Origin of the sequence: Photorhabdus sp. P32 (assembly GCF_038085095.1) — a bacterium.
GTDB lineage: Bacteria > Pseudomonadota > Gammaproteobacteria > Enterobacterales > Enterobacteriaceae > Photorhabdus > Photorhabdus luminescens.
The window spans coordinates 1-19207 of record NZ_JAZGJN010000202.1 but is presented as its reverse complement, the minus strand read 5'-3'; the positions used below and the strand labels follow the sequence as shown (position 1 = coordinate 19207).

The window sequence follows — 19207 nt, the reverse complement described above, 5'->3', positions numbered from 1 at the left end:
ATATCATACGAACACAAAAAAACGTGATAAATATCACACAAAATGGCGAATTAATCGCGATCAATAATAGGGAATGAATAAAAATCGCCGTCAATTTTCACCCGATGCGGAGGAAATATAACACCCCAAAACATCAAGATATTAATTCGATATATTTGGCTGGCGATAAATAAACTTTCTTCTGTCTTTAATGCATAACAATGATTTACGAACATTGGTAAAAAATTGAGTTTTTTATTAGGCAGTAATTATTGTTTGCTGTGAGTTGATTTTATTACAGCAGAATTTACAACCTGACGTGAGAATCCCTCCCCAACGTCATCACAAAGCAATTCGATATTTCAATTAATCTAAACGCCCTATTAAAGGAAGCTGCTCAAGCATGTCTTTAAGATTCATGGCATCCCAAGGAAGGTGTTCTGTAATCCCAAGTCCAACAACTTTAGCCCGAGAGACTGCCTTTTGGATAAGAGCCAGTACATCGGGAATGTTAAGTTTACCTTTAGCGATACCATCGAAATCATGCTCACCGGCACCCGGACGAGCGAACAATACGGAACGGAAATTACGTTCATCCAGTACATCCAAATCAATGTGAATTGCCAAACATTCGATTTTTTCTTCTTCAATCCACTTCATTACTGACTCGCCTCCCGCTCTGACCTCATCCGGAGAGCAAGTTCTGATTGCGTTATCAGCAATGAATTTTTTCTCATATTCCAGCGGGCTGTGTATTCCTGCGATCATGACTCTCCGGGAAGATACCGGGCAAGCCACGGTGGCTGTCAGATCGGGATCGCCATTACCCATCAGTGCGCCAAGAACATGAGCGTGAGCATTCTGAAATTGAGCGGGAGTCATAACATCAGGATGTGAATCAATCCACAGTATCCCTAGCTTCTCTCCCCAGCGCTCACTCAGCCAAGCAAAAGGGGCGAGATCGACAAGACAGTCACCACCAAACGTGACTATATTATCTGGCTTATATTCACGAATAATTTTCCAGACGCTGCTAAGCTGAGTTTTAAGAGCTTCCCTTCCAATGATGCCATTTTCTACCGAGAGGGGACCGGCTGGTTCCTGGATGGGGACATGAATAACAGGAGCATCCGTTTCCGGCGCAAGCCAGTTCAGCATTTCCGCACCAAACTTGTATGCCGGGTTATTTCCCCCTTGCCACTGCGGCATAACCAGCCTGATAGTATTTGAATCGTTAGGCATTACTATAACTCCTTTGCATGTATGTAAAGTGAATTTAAAATCAGCTATGCTGCACCTCATCGACATTCCTCTTCTGCCTTACGTCGGCTGGAGTGCCTTTTCTAGATAAAGATGATTTGCAGCCTGAACCATTCTTCAACCTCTTCTATCTGATATCTGACCAATGACTACTCTACTGCAAAAAACAGCAAATAAAATAACCTAATGGGATAGGCAGTAAATTGCTGAATAAGATAGGATCTTGACCTGATAAATATTAAATTAACCTTATCAATCTATTAATAATAAGAAGGCATCATGTGGTTCTACAGATTTAAACTGGCTTTTATCGCTCTGTTACTTCCCTGGCTGATAACGGTAGTAACCCAAATGGCGGGAAGAATCTATCTTCTCTTCACTTATGGCAGTTATCAGCTTTTTACTGATTCTACTCAAGACGTGGAACGAATGTTCTGGATCGGCGGACTATTTGATATTCGTATTGCCAGTTTGCTGTTTGTGCCTTGTCTGCTGATTGCTAGCTTATTCGCCATTAATAAAAATAGCTTCAACATATGGCAACACGCCTATCCGTGGTTGGCAACAACACTCAGTACCGTGGTCGGCGCTTTGACGGTAAGTAATGTTTACTACTATGCCACTTATGAACGATCGTTCGATATTTTCATCTTCGGCTTAGTGGAAGATGATACGCAAGCCGTGCTGCACACCCTATGGAACGATTATCCTGTTATCGAAAGCTTGCTCTGTTTAACGCTGTTCGCAGTCACTGTTTTCTGGCTCTGTCTGCTCTGGCAACGCTACCTTATTTCACGCACAGAGCGCAAAACTAGTCTGCCCATTTCTGCTATCGCAACGCTGGTTATTTTGACTGTCTGCTTCGTTGGCATGCGCGGCTCCCTAGGTACCTTTCCACTACGTCAGGCCAATACACAGGTTTCAGAAGTCAAAATGCTTAATATGCTGACACCTAATGGTCCAATGGCGTTGAACTGGGCATTTAATGATCATTACAAAAATAGCCACTTCCCAGAAGCAACAGATGCACAAGGTCGCTGGTTGTTAAAACATTTCCTAGAGAAACCAACCCCCGCAAATCTGTCACCGTTTATGGCTAAAACTGCCGATAACCCTACCGCTCAAAAAAATCCGCCTCACGTCATATTTAACGTCATGGAGAGTATGGGTTATCACCTACAAAGCTTAGATCGCCCAGACCTTGATGTTTTTGGTACCCTACGCCAGCACTGGCAAAACGACTGGCGTTTTGAACGTTTCGTTTCCGAAGGCGATGGCACCATTGACAGTTTGAGCCGTTTCTTGATTCGCAGCCCGAACAGTGCAATCAGCCAATCCACAGCGCAGGGTCTCGATTTCACCAGCAATATGTTTAAACCCTATTTGGCGAATGGTTACAAAATCATCTTCGTCACATCCGGTAACGGAGCATGGCGTAATTTGAATCAGTTCCTGCCAAACCTGGGAGTCAGTGAATTTATCGATCAGAATGGACTGAAAAAACGCTATCCAGAAGCTAAATTTGGTACCTGGGGCGTGCCTGACGAGTTCATGTTCCGTTATATTCAAGATCGTCTGACACAGGCAGAAAAGAACGGGGAACATGTTCTGATTATGTCATTGTCTACCACCCATCACCCACCGTATAAATCGCCGGCAGGTTATCAGAAAACCGACATCAAGCTGAGTGATACCGAAAAACAACGCTTAAGTCATTTGGCTAGTGGTAATGAGTTACAAGAGGTTTTTCATACCCTGCGTTACGCCAATGATCAATTGGGACAATTTATTAGTTGGGTAAAATCTCAGTCATTAGCTTCTCATACTATTATTGCAGCAACCGGTGACCATAATATTCGAGGGATCAGTTATCCAGATGCTCACGAACTGGCAATCGGCCACGGTGTACCGTTTTATCTCTACGTGCCGCCAGCTTATCGCCAAAACACGACCTTTGATGCGACCAGAGTCGGTAGTCATAAAGATATCTGGCCAACCCTCTACCATTTAAGCTTGTCAAATACGGCTTACTACCGTACCGGCTGTAATTTGCTGGCTGAACAACTAGACCCTATCTGGTGTCAAGGATACAACCCAGAAATCACTCTTACACCACAAGGGGCTTATGTCATGATAGGCAAAGGTGAATTTCGACCGTGGGCACAGCAAACGGGATTATTACTCGGTGAACCTCAGCCAATGACAGCAGACCAAACCAAACAGTTCCAACGTTGGCAGGTATTTACCGATCTCCTGTCATGGCAATTAAATCGTCAAGTTCACCACCAGCAATAATTGATACTTCCATGAATCCCTTTAATCTCAATCTATTAAAGGGATTTATACCCGTCCTCTTTCAAGTTGCCTCTTTGTTGACTGCACTCACTCACCCCGGTCACATCGTTCTCTATGCTCCCGGGGATTCGCTCCCTTGCCGTCGCGACGCATCTTGAAATCCATTGGGTATATACTGGTGAATATTGCGATTATCCTTTTACTCCCCCGGCGGTCAAACCATTGACCAACCAGCGCTGAGCAACCAAGAAGACGATGGTAATAGGGAGTGCTGAGAGTACAGCAGCGGCGGCAAAATCGCCCCAAAGATAGTTCTGTGGGTTAAGGTACTGTTGCATACCCACCGCCAAAGTGTAATTGTTCACATCTCGCAGAAGCAGCGAAGCAACAGGTACTTCCGTAATGACGCCAATGAAGGAAAGAATGAATACCACTGCCAGAATCGGTACCGAAAGCGGTAGCAGCACCATGCGGAAAGCTTGCCACGGCGTCGCGCCATCAAGCGCAGCCGCCTCTTCCAAAGAGCCATCAATGGTTTCGAAATAACCTTTAATCGTCCAGACATGCAACGCAATGCCCCCCAGGTAGGCAAAAATCACGCCACCGTGGGTATTAAGGCCGATAAACGGTACATATTCCCCCAAACGATCAAACAGGGCATATAACGCGACTAAGAACAGGACTGCCGGGAACATCTGAAAAATGAGCATGCCTTTCAGCAAGGTGCTTTTACCGCGAAAACGCATACGGGCAAAGGCATAAGCACAGGTAGTTGATAATGTAACGATACCTGCGGCGGTAATAAAGGCGACCTTAACAGAGTTCCAGAGCCATAACATAACGGGGAAAGGGGGCGGTGTAACATGACCATCCGGTGACACCACGCTGTAGCCAAGCGCTAATTTCCAATGCTCCCAGGAGATACTTTCCGGGATCAAACTCCCTGTCGCAAAATTCCCCGGCCGCAGTGAGATAGTAATCACCATCAACAGCGGGAATACGATCATGGCAATAAAGGTTAACATCAACAAATGCGTCGCCAATACACGCCATTTCTGTGATTTGGGTTGAACCATCGCCATTGCATTCCCTCCTTAGTCAAATTTAATACGGGTAGCTTTCAGGTTAATAATCGCCAGCGCACCCACCAGCAAAAAGATCACTGTGGCAATCGCCGCAGCCAAACCAAAATCCTGACCGCTACCACCGTCGAAAGCAATACGGTAGGTATAGTTCACCAATAAATCGGTATAACCTGCCGGTGTCGTGGTGCCAATGCGATCCGGCCTGCCAAGAGTTAGCAACTGAATCAGAACAAAGTTGTTAAAGTTAAAGGCAAAACTGGCGATCATCAACGGCGTCAGCGGTTTAATCAGCAATGGGAAGGTAATCTTGAAAAAATTCTGCAACGGCCCCGCCCCATCCATTGCCGACGCTTCATACAAATCGTCCGGTATTGCTTTTAACAATCCCATGCAGAGGATCATCATGTAGGGATACCCAAGCCAAGTATTCACGATAATCAGCATGGTTCGGGCCATCGTCGGATCGGCAAACCAAGCAGGTTTAATACCAAACAGACCGCTAAGCAACAGATTGATTTCGCCGAAACTCTGATTAAACAATCCCTTAAAAATCAAAATGGAAATAAACGATGGCACTGCATAAGGCAGAATCAGCAGCATGCGATAAACACCGCGGCCTTTCAGCGCTTCCCACTGCACAATGCAAGCCAAAACCATGCCAATAGCTACAGTCAGCACCACAGTGAACAGAGAAAAGACAACCGTCCAAACGAAAATAGCCAGGAACGGTTTCTGAATACCTTCATCCTGTATCACCCGCAGAAAATTTTTCCACCCGATGGCAACAGTAAATCCTGGCGTCAGAGTCTCATTGCCCCATTTTCCCTCAGCATTAATAGACTGATAGAAACCGGTATCCGTATTGGGACGATAAAACGTACCTGTTTGATTGTCGGTCAGGGTCTTACCATCTTCCCCAAGAGAGTATTGCGGATGCACGCCAGCGAATTGACGTAGTGAACTCATTTTCAGCCGGTTGCCATCCGGTAGAACAGCAACCAATTGGTTCAGCGCCTGTCGATTCTGGGTGATAATGCGCAATGTCGCCGCCTCACCGTTCTGAATACTGTCCTGCTCGTGCAAATGTAAAGTCGTCTCTTTTGTTACTGACAGAGAAAATGGCTCGGATACCAATTGCTTAGTCTGGCCTGGCGCGCTCAGCGCCAAAACCCACAGCTCCGATTTTGGGTAGAGCTTAAAAGTAAATGTTTGCCCTGATTGATACTGACGGCTCATCAAGACAGATTGCGCACGTTCAAAAGTCAGTTGATTGGTACTGCTATAGTTGGTAAAGGCGATGGCGATGGTGCAAATAAGCGGAAACAGTACAAACAATCCCATCCCGGCGATACCCGGATAGACATAGCGCCAGGCATAAGTATTGCGGTTGGCAAAAACGTAAGTCCCCATTCCTAACAATACCAGTGTCAGTATCGCGAATAGATACTCGCCCTGTGAGTACATCAATACCACCAGATAACCGGTAAAGAGTATACACAGGCTCACTGCAAACCATTTCAGAGCAGAATGCTGCCACCATGATGTTTTTTCGAGCGTCGCTGACATAATGCTCTTCCTTTTTACTACGACGTAACAGCTTTGCGGATAGCTTAATCAATCTTCCTGCAAACAGGCATCCTTACTGGTTGCAGGAAAGAGACACCCTTCAAAAGAAGAGCGCCCACAAGTTATTTGGTTATACGGGCTTCTGCATCGCTTAATGCGTCATCAACGGTCTGACGGCCAGTCAACGCATTAACCACAGCGCTGCGCACGGCATACCAAAAACTGCTCATTTGTGAGACGTTCGGCATGATTTCGCCTCTTTGAGCATTTTCCATCGTGGCAGCAATACGTGGGTCCTTGGCCAGAATATCCTGATAGGATTTCAGCGCCACAGCGCCCAACGGCTTATCCTTATTCACCATCTCCAGACCTTCGTTGGTCAGCAAATAGTTTTCCAAAAACTCCTTCGCTAGCTCTTTATTCGGGCTAGCGGCATTAATACCTGCCGTCAGTACGCCGACAAACGGTTTAGACGGATGACCTTTAAAGGTCGGCAACAACGCCACGCCGTAATTTATGTTATTTTTGTCGATGTTGGACCACGTCCACGGACCGTTGATGGTCATCGCCGTTTCACCTTTGTTGAACGCGGCTTCGGCAATGGAATAGTCAGCATCTGCGTTCAGATGCTTATTTTTCACCAAATCGATAATGAAATTCAGCCCTGCCTTGGAACCGGCATTATTCACTCCAGTGTTTTTCACATCGTATGCGCCATTTTCCAGCTTGAAAGCATACCCTCCGTCCGCCGCAATGAGCGGCCAGGAGAAATAAGGCTCTTGCAGATTAAACATAATGGCGCTTTTGCCTTTGCTCTTCAGTTCTTTATCCAGAGCTGGGATCTCTTCCCAAGTTTTTGGCGGAGTCTTCACCAAGTCTTTATTGTAGATAAGAGAGAGAGCTTCAACCGCGATAGGATAACCGACCAGTTTACCGTCGTAGCGCACAGCATCCCAAGTGAATGGAAATAACTTGTCCTTGAAGTTCTGATCCGGCGTGATTTCCGCCACCAAACCAGACTGGGCGTAGCCGCCAAAGCGGTCATGCGCCCAGAAAATAATATCCGGCCCATCACCGCTTGCTGCAACTTGTGAATACTTCTCTTCAAATTTGTTTGGATGCTCAACCGTAACATTGACACCCGTATCTTTTTCAAATTTCTTACCAACTTGCGCCAGGCCATTGTAGCCTTTATCGCCGTTGATCCAGATAACTAGCTTACCTTCTTCAATTTTTGCGAAAGCAGAGGCAGAAAGTACTAGTGAGGCTAAAACAGAAAGCGCCAGGGTACGAGCGCCTACTTTTAAGGTTGTTTTTATCATCATTCCGTCCTTATAGTAGTTTGAATAGGTTCAGGGTGAACTGTTTTGTTACATTGGCGGAGAATGCTGGCCTAGTGTGCGATCAACAATGGAAAGACTCATCCTCCCCTACTCTACGCCCTGCCCGGAATGGCTGTGATCTCTATTCCAAAAACAACAGAACCGTGCCGTTGACCACAAAAAGGGGCATCTTTTTTTGCGATAAGTCTCACAATTTATCCAGTAGCTCATACCTAACCCACTCAACAACGCTTATCTCATCCTCCTGACTCCTCCCCCATAAAAAACTTGGGTATGGAGGATTTACTCATCCGTCATCTTAAACACACTCTGGTTTATTATTTTTCATCGCGAATTGCGGTGATAAGTCCGGGGGAACACATGTCGAGCGTCACATTACATAATGTATCGAAAGCTTATGGCGAAACTATTATTTCCAAGAACATCAACCTTGAGATACAAGAAGGCGAATTTATCGTTTTTGTCGGTCCATCAGGTTGTGGAAAATCGACAATATTAAGGATGATTGCGGGTCTGGAAGATGTCACTTCCGGTGATTTGCTGATCAATAACATCCGCATGAACGATGTGCCCCCCGCCAAACGCGGCGTTGGGATGGTTTTTCAGTCTTATGCACTGTATCCCCACCTGTCGGTTGCAGACAATATGTCATTCGGCATGAAGCTGGCTGGCGCCAAAAAAAGCGATATTCAGCAACGGGTAAAGCAAATTGCCGAGATGCTTCAACTCGCTCACCTGCTTGATCGCCGCCCTAAAGCCCTATCAGGCGGGCAACGTCAACGTGTTGCTATTGGCCGTACTTTGGTCGCTGAACCCAGCGTTTTTCTGTTAGACGAGCCTCTTTCCAACCTGGACGCCGCGCTGCGGGTCCAAATGCGCATTGAAATCTCACGCCTGCACAAACGATTGCAACGCACGATGATTTATGTCACCCACGATCAAGTTGAAGCGATGACGCTGGCCGACAGAATCGTGGTACTGGATGGTGGCGATGTTGCCCAGGTTGGCAAACCGCTTGAACTATACCACTATCCGGTTAACCGCTTTGTCGCCAGTTTTATTGGCTCGCCCAAAATGAATTTCCTGCCAGTTAAAGTCACGGCTACCGCTATTGATCAGGTGCAAATTACTCTGCCCAACCGACAGCAAATCTGGCTGCCCGTAGAAAGCAAGGGGGTAAAAGTAGGCAGTAATGTCTCTCTGGGGATACGTCCTGAACACCTCCTGCCAAGTGATATTGCTGATGTCACATTGGAAGGCATAGTGCAGGTTGTCGAACAGTTAGGAAATGAAACCCAGGTTCACATTGAAATCCCGGCCATTCGTCAGAATCTGGTTTATCGCCAGCCTGATGTTGTGCTGGTGGAAGAAGGATCGACCTTCACCATCGGATTACCTCCCCACCGCTGCCATTTATTCCGAGAAGACGGAACGGCATGCCAGCGTCTGCATAAAGAACCCGGTGTTTGAGCCTGAGCTAATCACAAAACGACAGGAGAACAACTGATGAAATCAATGCGTATATTACCTATCTCACTAACAATTATGGCCGGATTACTGTCTGTTCAGGCATCGGCCGTAGAATTCCACGGCTACGCCCGTTCTGGTATTGGTTGGACCGGCAGCGGCGGTGAACAACAGTGTTTCAAAAGCACTGGCGCACAGAGCAAATACCGTTTAGGTAATGAATGTGAAACCTATGCTGAACTTAAGCTGGGTCAAGAGTTATGGAAAGATGGCAATAAGAGTTTCTACTTCGATACCAACGTGGCTTATTCCGTGGCGCAACAAAATGACTGGGAATCCACCGATCCTGCATTCCGTGAAGTGAATGTTCAAGCGAAGAACGTCATCGATTGGTTACCCGGCTCAACATTGTGGGCAGGTAAACGCTTTTACCAGCGCCATGACGTACATATGATCGATTTCTACTATTGGGATATCTCTGGTCCGGGCGCTGGCCTGCAAGATATTGATCTCGGTTTTAGCAAGCTCTCACTGGCGGTTACCCGCAATACCGAATCTGGCGGTTCTTATGGCTGGATTGCTAGCCAGCGCAAAGAAATTCCCACCTCCAATGATGTCTACGATATTCGTCTATCCGGCTTGGAAGTTAACCCAGGCGGTAATCTGGAACTTGGTTTTGACTATGGGCGCGCCAATGCGCGAGAGCATTACCACCTTGATCGTAATGCGTCCAAAGATGGTTTCATGTTTACCGCCGAGCATACACAGAGCATGTTAGGGGGCTTTAACAAATTTGTCGTACAGTACGCAACCGATTCTATGACCTCCTACAACAGCGGTCATTCTGAAGGCGCCAGCGTAAACAATGACGGTCACATGTTGCGTATTCTGAATCATGGCGCGATTAATCTCGCAGAAAAATGGGATCTGATGTACGTAGCGATGTATCAGGATACTGACCGTGATAACAACAATGGCAACACATGGTATACGGTTGGGGTACGTCCAATGTACAAATGGACATCGACGATGAGTACACTGCTGGACATTGGTTATGATAACGTCAAATCCCAACGTACTCATGACACCAATGATCAGTACAAAATCACCCTCGCTCAACAATGGCAGGCAGGCGACAGCATTTGGTCCCGTCCGGCCATTCGCCTGTTCGCTACCTATGCAAAATGGGATGAAAAATGGGGTCATGCGAATAACAACGACGGCTACATTAACGGCATGGCCTACCGTGATACAGCAACACATAAATTCAGCCGTGGCGACGATGATGAATTCACCTTTGGGGCACAATTCGAAGCTTGGTGGTAATCCAGTTATAACGATTTGATCTCAGATCAATCAGATGATCGCCTTTTAGACTGATATGCCTTTTGCCCGTGGGTATCAGTCTCTTTCTTTTCAACCGAACAAGGGAAGGGTAAGAAATGAAAACTAAACTGCTCTCATGTTGCCTTAGTGCTGTACTCTGTAGCACAGTTCCTCTGATAAGCTATGCAACATCTATCACTACAACAACTCAGGCAACCACGACACAGGATATTGTCGCCCCTTCCCTCTCAATAACAGCATTGCAAAAATTGAGCTGGCAACCGATTAATACCAGTGATACTCAGACCATTATCCTCAATGCCACATCCCAACATCTTAATGAGGGAGATATTCAGGGGCCGATAGCAGCATTCGCGCTGCCGGCAAACCGAGGCTCTCTGGATATTACCCTGAGCAGCTTGGTACAAGATAAACAAGTTTACGTACCCAATGTTTTAGTACTGGATCAAGGGTTACGCCCTGCCGCATTTTACCCAAGTAGTTACTTTCCGTATGAACGTCCGGGGGTTATGTCCACCGACCGGCTGGAAGGCACATTAAAGCTAACACCAGCATTGGGGCAACAACAAATTTATATACTGGTTTACACCACCCATACCGATTTACAGCAATCCACACAAATGGTTGATCCCGCCAAAGCTTACGCTCAAGGCGTCGGTAATGCCGTTCCCGCTATTCCAGATCCCGTTGCCCGCCATACGCAAACAGGTACGTTGAAGCTGAAAGTAAAATCAGAACAAAACGCCGGCAACATCACAATCGGTCAAGTTTTCTCAACTCCAGCACAAGAACCGATCATTGTCGGGCCAACACAAGCCGCCGTAACGCCATCCACACCGCAAAAGGTCAAACCGGTCTTGAGCGATACAGAACGTTATTTCAATGATGCAATTAAAAAGGAAATTAAGAACGGCAATATTGATAAAGCACTCAAATTGTTGGATGAAGCGGAACGCCTTGGATCTTCAACTGCACGAGAAACGTTTATCAACAGTATCAAAAACAAAGGGTAAATCATTGCAAAACAAATGCTCTCCAAATGAGGAGGGCATCAGGTTTCACTTTCATCACACTTTCTGGCCGGTAATACTTATGTTATAGCTGGAGGGATAAAGCTTTAGTGATTCTTAACAGAAAATTATCCTCGTAAAGAAAGGCAATAGAATTTTTTATTGCCGGATGATCTCTTATTTTACGTTCATCAATAATGAGTTGTAACTTTTTAGATAATTCAAGAATATTACCTGATTTATAAAGCTCACCGTTTAAATCATTGATGATATCATTCGGGCCACACTGACAATCTGAACTTATACAATAGATACCATAAGATATGGCTTCCGCTAATACCATGCCAAAACCTTCATATTTTGATGTTAAAATAAAAGCTGACACCTCTTTTATGTTATCCATCACAAATTCCCAAGGCTGATCTTGCCAACCATGCCAAATAATATTGTTATTTATATTGAGTTGTGAAGATAATTCTTTTAAATAATCCTCATCATCACCAGAACCTACTATATGTAATTCCCAATCACCATGTAATGGCGAAAGAGCTAAAAATAGTTCAGTTAAATTTTTCGACTTATAAGCAAGAATTCTGCCAACATATAAGAATTTAGCTATATGTTTTGGTTGAGGAATTATCAAGGAGTTTATCTTGATAGGATTGAAAATAAGATGAAGCTTATCCGCTTTTATCCCAAAGGATAACATTTGATCTCTTAAACCAGAGCTAATTACAAGGTGCTCATCGACACAGCATAAATCTTTAATTTTCTGTGGAGTAGGATTTCTAATGGAAGTATGCAGCCAAGAGTAAGTTTTTACTGGGAAATTAATTTTTTCACCGGAAAGTTTAGCAATATTGCAAGATGTTATGTCTAAGCTTATCAAAATCTCGGGGCGAAATCTTTCTAATATCAAGGACAGTCCGCATGCAATATCCTGGCGAGATTCGTAATGACTTGACGCTAAGGAGATATGTTGAGCATTAGATAACCACGCTCGATTTTCAATTCTGTTTTTATCATTTAGGGATATGAAAATGAAATCAATTTCAATGTTAGCACGGCCAATTATATTTATTAAATTTGAACATACCGTTTCTACCCCACCATATCCATTCAAAAAAAGATCATGATATATTATAAATACTTTTTTCATTGTTAACCTTTTAATTAATTAACCAAAAACGCTCTTGGATTTTTTCTTTATTAATAGAGTGATGATATTTCTCCAATGAGATTAAAAGATTTAATTCATTATCAAACAGAGGTTCTAATTGAGATTCATAAAATAAGATATTTTGCATTTTTTCTTTTAAATTAATATCCACCAATATAGCGTGCTTATCAAATTTGTTATTTCTTAATAAAGCATTCTCCAAACTATCTGGGTTAACCATAGGATATTCACCTAAAACATAGGGAAAATCTTCATAAAGTAATATTTTAAACTTATGTGAACCTTTTATATTATTTACAAGATTATTTATTATGATGTGGTCTACATGTCGACCTATTCCCAAAGGAGCATATATATAATCAGGTTGATAATTTAACAATGTTTTGTCAATGAGATCTTGAGCCATATCAGATGCATAATCTGATTTATGTATCAAGCCACTATAAATCATGGCGGAATTTGTATACATAGGTTCACCGTATTGGTCGGTTCTGTAAATACAATCTAAAATTTTACCATGTATTGGAATCGCTGATAGTTTATTACAAAAAGCGATATCCTCATTAGCTCGCTTTGAATAAAACTTTATAAATGAATTCATATTATCATTACCAGCAGAGTGTAAGTAATGAGATGTAAGATTTTCGTCATATCCAGTAAAAAATGTTAAAACAACCACCTTTTGATTTTCTGAAACTAATTTATGTATTAAACCGCCAGCACTTAAAGCCACATCATCTAAATGCGGTGACAAAAATAGATGTATCATTTTAAATCTCCATATAAAGGCTGTTATATTTTATCTCCATGAGCACAATATAAATAGCGGCGAGATCAATGCGTATCCCATCTCTGTTTTTTATAAAATCTGAATTGTCAATGTTTGGCTTTTCTTGGAATTGAACTCTTTCATCATGGGCATAAAACTCTTTCATTATATCAAACCAGCTAGCATGGATTCTTTTTGCTGCAACTTCTATTATGCTGTCACTATGGCCTAGTATTGTCATTAAATCAGAAAAAATAGTATCGTTTGTAGAAAGTAATGTCTCATAATTAAAATCATCAGATATAATATTATCATCGTATAAATAAAGATTTTTTATTACTTCTGATATAATACTTAAATCGCTCTTTATTAATCTTTTCTCAAACGCTTTCTCTTTTTCATTGAATGCTTGATAAGGTTTTAAAAAATTAATTTGCAAATTGTACTCAATTTCGAGTTTTGTTACTGAGTCTTGCATAGCCGTCTTATTATCGACTAAATATTTCGCACACCATAGATCGTGTATGCAAGAGGCAAGAATATCTAAATTACCATCCTGTTCCAAGAACGCACATATTTCATAAAATAATTTAATTTGTGAACTATTTAACTGGCAATTTAAAGCTCTATGGCTAGGGTTAAATATAAATGAAGCTTGCTTTAATCTTCTTTGAATCTCTTTAGTTAAATATGTTGAATTTAAATTGATTTTACTATCCAGCAGTTCTTTATTATTTTCTTTACTCATAATCTATCTCCTATCCTTTGTTCATTAACCTTATTTCCGTTGATGATATATCTAAGCGAAATAAATCTTCGGGAATAGATTCAAATAAAAATCGATGTTCCTTGCTAATATTCATCAAATCATCAACTGTATAATATTTATTATTAAAAAAACGTCCAGCCACCAGAAATCGACAATCATTACTCTTAATTGTCATAAGAGATTTTTTTAATCCTGCATCACCGCCATAATAAATAGGATTATTAATTTCCTGACATAAATCAGCTCCAATGACAAAAATTGCTCCTTGGTAAATGTACGATTTTTCAGTAAAAAATTTAGCGTCACTTAAAACTATATCACCTTTCCCCTTAAATTGTCTTATCCTCTCGAAAATTTCATCGGTTGAAATTGTAAGTTTTACCGCATTCTTGATTGACAGTTCATAATAGGGTTTTCTTTTGGTCAGCACTGTAGCAATTTCTTTTAATTCTTCATGACCTTTATGAAGTGGATTGAAAGAACCAGATAAAATTACAGTATCTTTCCAGTCTATGTGGGTATTATTAAAATCTCCGTTTCCATCAATATTTATATAATTCAATTTACCATTAATTAAATCAATTAGATAATGCTCATTCTTGTTAGGCATATTCATCTATATTCTCACATAACATCATTTTTAATTAAATGCATATCACTTCCTTATATAACAATATATTTATTAATCTTCATTATTATATTATTTACCAATGGTAATTAATGATATATTTTCATTCTTTTTAAATAAATATAAAATTAATTTCCCTAGTGATCGCCAGACTATTTGCTAACGGTAATTTATTGTTTTTTAACATTAAAATCATGAACTATAAATGTTTACTCACAGCTCAGCTTATTACTAAATCTCCCAAATTTCCTGAACTATTCTCATTAATTATCAGTATTATCTTTATAATTTTCCTCAGTAATTTTCACTAAAGCAGATTTTATTTTCAAAATATCTTCCATTGTATGCGACGTATCAAGGCTAACCCGAACAGCGCCATCAGGATAAGTTCCGAATTTTTTATGAGCTAACGGTGCGCATTGTAACCCGGGACGGGTAATAATATTGTATTTGTTTTCTAGTATATAAGAGACTTCTCCTGGATGATAACCTTCCACTGTAAAAAGAATTGTTGGCAATCCGACTTTATGTTTACAGATTAATTTGACCTTCTTTAATTGTGATAGTTCATCGATAAGATTTATACGCAGAGTTTGTAATTGATTTTGAATATTCTCTATCCCAGTTTTTTTTAAACGCCTTATGGACGCTAGCAATGAAAGTATGCCAATAGTGTTTTGTGTACCTGATTCATATTTGTATGGTATTCCAGTTGGTTGCGTTGTTAATCTTGATAATACACCTGTCCCACCCTGAATTAATTCACTATGAGAAAATCCATTATCAAGAATAAAGTACCCGCCAATACCTGATACTCCTCCTAAGCTTTTGTGCCCGCTAAAAACAAGGTAATCAATATTACCTTTCGATAAATCAATTGCTTGTGAACCAAAAGATTGTGAACTATCAACTAAAACCATCGCACCGTATAAATGTGCCAGTTTTCCTATCTCATCTATATTACAAAATGTACCAATAGTATTGGAGCAACTATGAACCACCAATAACTTAGTTTTCCTATTCTTTAATAAAAACTCCAAATGCGACATGTCAATTTCACCATCTGTCACATCGATCAATTGACTACTTACCCCAATATCTTTTAAATGGTTTATCGGTCTAAGCACCGAATTATGTTCTAAATGGGTCGTAATGACATTATCACCCGGCTTAAGTGTACCTTTTATACATTCGTTGAGGGAGTACGTTGCTCCCGAATTAAAAATTACTGTACCATGACCCTTTAATTTTGTTTGTTCGATGAATTCATGTCGGCACTCTTCAACGAGTTCAGTCACCTTTTTAGATTGTTGTGATAAAGATCGCCCTGGAGTTACCCCAAGAGTGTCTAGATACATATTTATCATGTCTTTCACTTCTTGTGATTTTGGCCATGAAGTAGAAGCTACATCTGCATATAACATTATCCAATCTCCATATGGTGACTAATATATAATTTAAATTTTTTAGCAGCCTCATCCATCTCCTTTATCCCTTCATTATCTCTCCAATCCGATCTTTCCGGCACATTTAAACTATTTGCCAATACTGTTCTGATCATTCCTCTCTCAATGAAATCTGATTCACCTATCGTAAAAACATATTTATTACCACTATCTTCAACGTAAATATAGGGGCCAGCTTCACCGAATATCTTAAGTTCATCCAATGAGTCTATGGTATGCATTTTAAATTGATCTTTTAATTTATTATGAAGATCAATCTCGGTAGGGAAACAACATAAGTGTGCATGGTAACAATATTTTTGATTCGGGTCCATGATGATACAGCCACCGGCCCGTCCATTTTCATAGCAAAGAGGGTTGCTTATATTGTAATATTCGCGATAAAAATCATTTATTATACTCTTAAACTGTTTTAGCTCTTTTATTGCTTCTTCATCGTATATTTCTGCAAAGCAGCGATATCCCCCCAAATCAGTTTCACATTTATTGGTGGCAATGATGATATAGCCCTCAATTATCTGGCCTTTAGGTACAAAAGCATAGAAATATTCCCCTTGTAAAAGTATTTTATCCTTTTCAAAGGAAGACTCTGGGTGACAAAAAATACATCCCATTTTAAACTCCTTTATCGCTTGTCGATTCTACTGATAAATATATTTTCATGACACAAATTAAAATCCTCTTCGGCATGCCAGGCAATCATCATGCTAAATTTATTTATAACACTATGTTTATTCAGTCTACTTTGTAGTTCAGAATAAATAGGATTCGGTAAGATTATTCTGCATTTTTGCCTAGTAGCAAGACAAGAATCAATCACGGATATAATTGTACCGGGAGCGGTATTGGATAAACCTATCACTTCCACTGTGGCATCATCAAAACCTAATATCGCTAATTCTTTCCCAACCGTTAACAACTTAATATCCCTATAGCGAGGACACTGCTGTGAGTAAGCGATCCAATCGTTATTTACTTCCCTGCCGAAAAAATTGATTTTATTAATATTATCTACTTCATTAAAATCACTTAGGTCTACATCGATTTTAGTACATCCTTCTACTACTATTTCTGTAAAATCAAAAACGTTCACTCTGCTACATATGTATTTTTCGAAAATCTTTGCATAACATTTGATCTTTCTTTCATCCGAGTAACAAACCGTCGCATCCACATCATTACGATGTGTTTGTTTGACACTTTCTATTATCAAAGTTCGTGATTTCACACTTTCATCTATGCCAAAATCACTAAGCATATTAATGGATACTCGTCTGTGTTTAAGGCTAAATTCACACTTTCTTGTTATAACAATTGACAAGTATATATCGTTTCTTTTATACAGAAATGCTTTTATCTCACTAGAAAGATTATATTTCTTTTCTTTCATGTTTTTCCAAATAAAATAATCCAAGCTACCTATATCACGCTTATAAAGATTATTTATTAGGATATAATTCTCTTCCGTTATATCTTCATAGTTTAGGTTTATTCCATTCTCCATTATTTTGTCCAGCTATTTATATTGGCGACAATTGCTGCTCATTTTTAGTTTATATTCATTTCCGAGCATATGAATCATGAAATATTGTATTTTATGACCTGTATCATAATTTAAAGATCCAACAGGAGAAAAAACTGCGATTATTTATCCTGAAAAATCAAATCGAAGTCTTATCTAATCATGCAAGGACACAGGTAAAAATAGATGATCTAAAAAGAATAATCTTTCATAAATTCTATGTGATGGGACTTTAAATGAAATAATTATATTGACCAGACCCTTGAATTAAATACGATGAGCTATTTCTGCATACCGAATAATATCTCTTACATAGCCAAAGTGATTTCGCCGGTACCAAATTCATGGAATACTTAATCATCAGTGTATACCCAATGGATTTCAAGATGCATCGCGGCGGCAAGGGAGCGAATCCCCGGGAGCATAGATAACTATGTGACCGTGGTGAGTGAGTACAGCCAACAAAGAGGCAACTTGAAAGATGACGGGTATATATTCCAAGGGGCGCGGGCATCCTTGCCTATGGTGACGCCGGATAGATTTAAGCAATCCTAAAATTCATCAAAGTGAGTGTTGCAAAAACGAGGGTGACCATAGATTTTATGCTCTTGCATTGATTCAGATATTGATGCAATATCGCATCAATATCTGAATCAATGAGGTAATCAAATGCGAACTACTGTCACGATTGATGATGTGCTGTATGCACAGGCGCTGGAAATGGCCGATCCTAGCATGGACAAAGCTGATATTTTCCGGGAAGCAATGAAAACGTTTGTTCAGGTGCAGGCTGCAAAGCGGCTCGCTTCGCTCGGCGGTACATCGCCTGAAATGCAGACGATTCCCCGCCGCCGCGAGGAGCCATCCGTATAATGACTATTTTGGTTGATACATCCGTCTGGGTTGACCATTTCAAAAACCGGAATGACGGGTTGATTCAGTTGCTGAGCCGGAATCTGGTTCTGATACATCCAATGGTATTGGCAGAGATAGCATGTGGTACCCCTCCGGCTCCAAGACTGCGAACACTTGGTGATCTAGGTCTCTTACCACCAAGCCATCAGGCCAGTATTGCCGAAGTGATGGCGTTTATTGAAAACGAAAAACTGTACGGGCTTGGATGTGGTTTTATTGATATTACGTTGCTGGCATCAACCTTAATAACGCCAAGAGCAAGACTTTGGACATTGGATAAGCGACTTGAGAGATTGGCTAAACGTCTTAATGTGAGTTATCAGCCGACTCATTGACCGGAAACTTATAATTATTTTTTCAGCGGGATTTGGGGTTTAAAGAGTAACTTTGTTTCTCCCTATCGTCTGGCGGGTAAAGCTGGAAAAAATGATGCCGCCGATGCTTTTGTGAACAGAACTTGATTAAAACGGAACACCAAGTAAAAAATTGTTACGTTATCAATAATCTGAAATGCCCTCCAAAAAGGAGGGCATTTCAGATTATTGACAAAGTGCTGGTTTTTTATCCGGCACTTTGCTTTAATCAAATTCCGTTTACCCGACGGAG

Annotated in this window: 17 protein-coding genes; 6 read left to right on the top strand and 11 right to left on the bottom strand. The window is 41.2% G+C overall.

Going from position 1 to position 19207, the window contains the following annotated elements; genetic code table 11:
• Positions 1 to 345 precede the first annotated feature (345 nt).
• Positions 346 to 1221 (bottom strand): arginase family protein, encoded by an 876-nt coding sequence (locus V2H77_RS03625; RefSeq protein ID WP_341497717.1) that lies wholly within the window; start codon positions 1219 to 1221, stop codon positions 346 to 348.
• Between the two features lie 297 nt (positions 1222 to 1518).
• On the opposite strand from V2H77_RS03625, the gene V2H77_RS03620 reads away from it, so the two are divergent.
• Entirely contained in the window at positions 1519 to 3534 is a 2016-nt protein-coding gene (locus V2H77_RS03620; RefSeq protein WP_341497716.1) for an LTA synthase family protein, read from the top strand.
• 191 nt (positions 3535 to 3725) lie between these two features.
• Here the strand turns inward: V2H77_RS03620 and malG are convergent, their stop codons facing one another.
• The 3 genes from malG to malE all read right to left on the bottom strand — a co-directional run bounded on the left by malG (position 3726) and on the right by malE (position 7507).
• Entirely contained in the window at positions 3726 to 4616 is an 891-nt protein-coding gene (gene malG, locus V2H77_RS03615) for a maltose ABC transporter permease MalG (RefSeq protein WP_341497715.1), read from the bottom strand.
• A gap of 12 nt (positions 4617 to 4628) precedes the next feature.
• Positions 4629 to 6185, bottom strand: coding sequence for a maltose ABC transporter permease MalF (gene malF, locus V2H77_RS03610; protein WP_341497714.1), 1557 nt, complete (start codon positions 6183 to 6185; stop codon positions 4629 to 4631).
• Between the two features lie 122 nt (positions 6186 to 6307).
• Positions 6308 to 7507, bottom strand: a complete 1200-nt coding sequence (gene malE, locus V2H77_RS03605; protein ID WP_341497718.1) for a maltose/maltodextrin ABC transporter substrate-binding protein MalE — start codon at positions 7505 to 7507, stop codon at positions 6308 to 6310.
• A gap of 381 nt (positions 7508 to 7888) precedes the next feature.
• Between malE and malK the strand changes: the two genes are divergently transcribed.
• The 3 genes from malK (at position 7889) to malM (ending at position 11355) form a co-directional block, all read left to right on the top strand.
• Complete coding sequence (gene malK, locus V2H77_RS03600; protein ID WP_265379551.1) at positions 7889 to 8998, top strand: maltose/maltodextrin ABC transporter ATP-binding protein MalK; 1110 nt, start codon at positions 7889 to 7891, stop codon at positions 8996 to 8998.
• Between the two features lie 36 nt (positions 8999 to 9034).
• Positions 9035 to 10321 carry a maltoporin gene (locus V2H77_RS03595; RefSeq protein WP_341497713.1) on the top strand — a complete coding sequence of 429 codons (1287 nt, stop codon included), beginning with the start codon at positions 9035 to 9037 and terminating at the stop codon, positions 10319 to 10321.
• Positions 10322 to 10437: 116 nt separating this feature from the next.
• Positions 10438 to 11355 (top strand): maltose operon protein MalM, encoded by a 918-nt coding sequence (gene malM / locus V2H77_RS03590; protein WP_341497712.1) that lies wholly within the window; start codon positions 10438 to 10440, stop codon positions 11353 to 11355.
• Positions 11356 to 11437: 82 nt separating this feature from the next.
• Here the strand turns inward: malM and waaB are convergent, their stop codons facing one another.
• The 7 genes from waaB to V2H77_RS03555 all read right to left on the bottom strand — a co-directional run bounded on the left by waaB (position 11438) and on the right by V2H77_RS03555 (position 17668).
• On the bottom strand, positions 11438 to 12511 hold the full coding sequence (waaB, locus tag V2H77_RS03585; protein ID WP_341497711.1) for a lipopolysaccharide 1,6-galactosyltransferase: 1074 nt from the start codon (positions 12509 to 12511) through the stop codon (positions 11438 to 11440).
• A gap of 10 nt (positions 12512 to 12521) precedes the next feature.
• Positions 12522 to 13301 carry a PIG-L family deacetylase gene (locus V2H77_RS03580; protein ID WP_341497710.1) on the bottom strand — a complete coding sequence of 260 codons (780 nt, stop codon included), beginning with the start codon at positions 13299 to 13301 and terminating at the stop codon, positions 12522 to 12524.
• A gap of 1 nt (position 13302) precedes the next feature.
• Positions 13303 to 14049 carry a hypothetical protein gene (locus V2H77_RS03575; protein ID WP_341497709.1) on the bottom strand — a complete coding sequence of 249 codons (747 nt, stop codon included), beginning with the start codon at positions 14047 to 14049 and terminating at the stop codon, positions 13303 to 13305.
• 10 nt (positions 14050 to 14059) lie between these two features.
• Positions 14060 to 14686: a hypothetical protein gene (locus V2H77_RS03570; protein WP_341497708.1), complete on the bottom strand. Its 627-nt coding sequence runs from the start codon at positions 14684 to 14686 to the stop codon at positions 14060 to 14062.
• Positions 14687 to 14961: 275 nt separating this feature from the next.
• On the bottom strand, positions 14962 to 16122 hold the full coding sequence (locus tag V2H77_RS03565) for an aminotransferase class V-fold PLP-dependent enzyme (protein ID WP_341497707.1): 1161 nt from the start codon (positions 16120 to 16122) through the stop codon (positions 14962 to 14964).
• Entirely contained in the window at positions 16122 to 16778 is a 657-nt protein-coding gene (locus V2H77_RS03560) for a hypothetical protein (protein ID WP_341497706.1), read from the bottom strand. The genes V2H77_RS03565 and V2H77_RS03560 overlap by 1 nt, the downstream gene beginning before the upstream one ends.
• Before the next feature lie 11 nt (positions 16779 to 16789).
• Entirely contained in the window at positions 16790 to 17668 is an 879-nt protein-coding gene (locus V2H77_RS03555; RefSeq protein WP_341497705.1) for a hypothetical protein, read from the bottom strand.
• Between the two features lie 687 nt (positions 17669 to 18355).
• Between V2H77_RS03555 and V2H77_RS03550 the strand changes: the two genes are divergently transcribed.
• Positions 18356 to 18559, top strand: coding sequence for a type II toxin-antitoxin system VapB family antitoxin (locus V2H77_RS03550; protein ID WP_341497704.1), 204 nt, complete (start codon positions 18356 to 18358; stop codon positions 18557 to 18559).
• Entirely contained in the window at positions 18559 to 18936 is a 378-nt protein-coding gene (locus V2H77_RS03545) for a type II toxin-antitoxin system VapC family toxin (protein WP_341497703.1), read from the top strand. The genes V2H77_RS03550 and V2H77_RS03545 overlap by 1 nt, the downstream gene beginning before the upstream one ends.
• The last annotated feature ends 271 nt before the right edge of the window (positions 18937 to 19207 follow it).